Raw genomic sequence first — 1,689 nt, forward strand, 5'->3', positions numbered from 1 at the left:
TGCGTTGCACAGCCACACTTGGTAAAGAACCTAAATCATCGAATTAGACTTCTTTTTTTTGTACTCTATGGATCATTTACTAGTCAGTTCCCGTGCCAAATCAATAACTTTTTTCTGAATTTCATCACGAACATTTCGGAAGACTACCAAGCGTTCTGATTCGTTACCAATGGCGAGCGCTGGATCTTGCAAAGGCCAGTGAATTCTTTTCACAGTTGTCGGTGTCATTGGACATCGATCCCTTGCATCACCACAGAGAGTTACAACTAACTCGCATTTATTCAAATAATTGTTATCGATCAATTTAGAGGCATTCTGAGAAATATCGATTCCCGCTTCATTCATTACCTTAATGGCCAAAGGATTAACGCCATGAGCTTCAATTCCGGCACTAGCGATTTCCCAATTTTTATCAAATAATTCTTTAGCAAATCCTTCAGCCATTTGACTCCGACAAGAATTGCCGGTACAGATAAAATAAATTTTCTTCATTTACTTAATTCCTGACTAATTATTTAACATCACTATTTCAAAGGTGTAACAACTTTCAAATCAAGTGCTTGTAGGAAACCACTATTTCCATCAACTACCATTGGAATTACGTTAACACTTGGTGCGGCACTAGTTACATAGCTCTCATCCAAAGGCATCATGCCATCAATACTGATGTCCAAGGCTTTTGGCATTCCTTCAATATGAATCTTATTATCGATGGCTGGTGTTTTAACAACATCGTTACAAATTTTGTGAACATAAATCAGGCTAACTTTAGCTTCACCATTAACCATGCCACTCATCGTAAAGCGGTGGCCACAAAGTGTACCCTTCTTGACTGTTCCAAAAGTAGGATGAAGATCCTCAGGTGCAGTGAACCATTCATGCTCGATCTTCATATCATCAAATTTAAATCCTAAACGTTCACCCATTTCATAAACACCTGATACATAGTATGAACCAATACCCAATTTAAGCTTATCTTGTGGGAATTTATCAGGATCCATTCCATATCCGAAAACTTTGACCCAGCTTGAATAATTGTGTTGATCATCCTCACCTGATTGAACTGTGATTTTATCAACTCGACCCATTAAACCAGCTAAGACCGTTGGAATATACGAAGCATAAGCCCCTGGTAACAAACCAGTTGGCAAATATGAAACACCATTCTCTTTAGCAGTATCATTGATCATCTTAAATAAATCAGGTGTCGTTGCTTGAGAATAATAAATTGGCAAAGTAGTAATAACATTCTTCTTGGCTTTCAATACTTTGCAAATACCTAAAGCACTTGGTGTAAATCCACCCTTCTCATCACGAACCAAAGGTGTGTAATCCAAAACTACATCAGCATCTAAATCCAATACCTTGTCGATGTTATCCACAACTATAACGCCAGCCTTATCAAAACCGAAAATTTCACCAGCATCTTGACCAACCTTCTTAGGATCAACATCAACTGCAGCTACTAATTGTAATGATTGTTTTTCTAAGATCATTCTAATTGCTGCTCTACCAACGTTTCCAAGACCCCAAACGATTACTTTATATTGTTTCATCGAATCACTCCAATCTGGTCTAAAAGCGGCCTTATCTATTGCTCATCGTATCACAATGTCTACTGATATTAAATAATTTATACGATTGAAATGTTTAAAATATGGTTCTTACTCAAGTTCGGTTAGAGCGGGA

At 37.5% G+C, this 1,689-nt stretch carries 2 protein-coding genes; both read right to left on the reverse strand.

The genetic code is table 11. The features are described 5' to 3' along the window. Positions 1-72 precede the first annotated feature (72 nt). Positions 73-492, reverse strand: coding sequence for an arsenate reductase (thioredoxin) (arsC, locus tag IV57_RS12785; protein ID WP_057881906.1), 420 nt, complete (start codon positions 490-492; stop codon positions 73-75). Between the two features lie 32 nt (positions 493-524). Next, positions 525-1,556 (reverse strand): hypothetical protein, encoded by a 1,032-nt coding sequence (locus IV57_RS12790; RefSeq protein WP_057881907.1) that lies wholly within the window; start codon positions 1,554-1,556, stop codon positions 525-527. Between the last annotated feature and the right edge of the window lie 133 nt (positions 1,557-1,689).

This window comes from Companilactobacillus kimchiensis (assembly GCF_001438805.1).
GTDB lineage: Bacteria > Bacillota > Bacilli > Lactobacillales > Lactobacillaceae > Companilactobacillus > Companilactobacillus kimchiensis.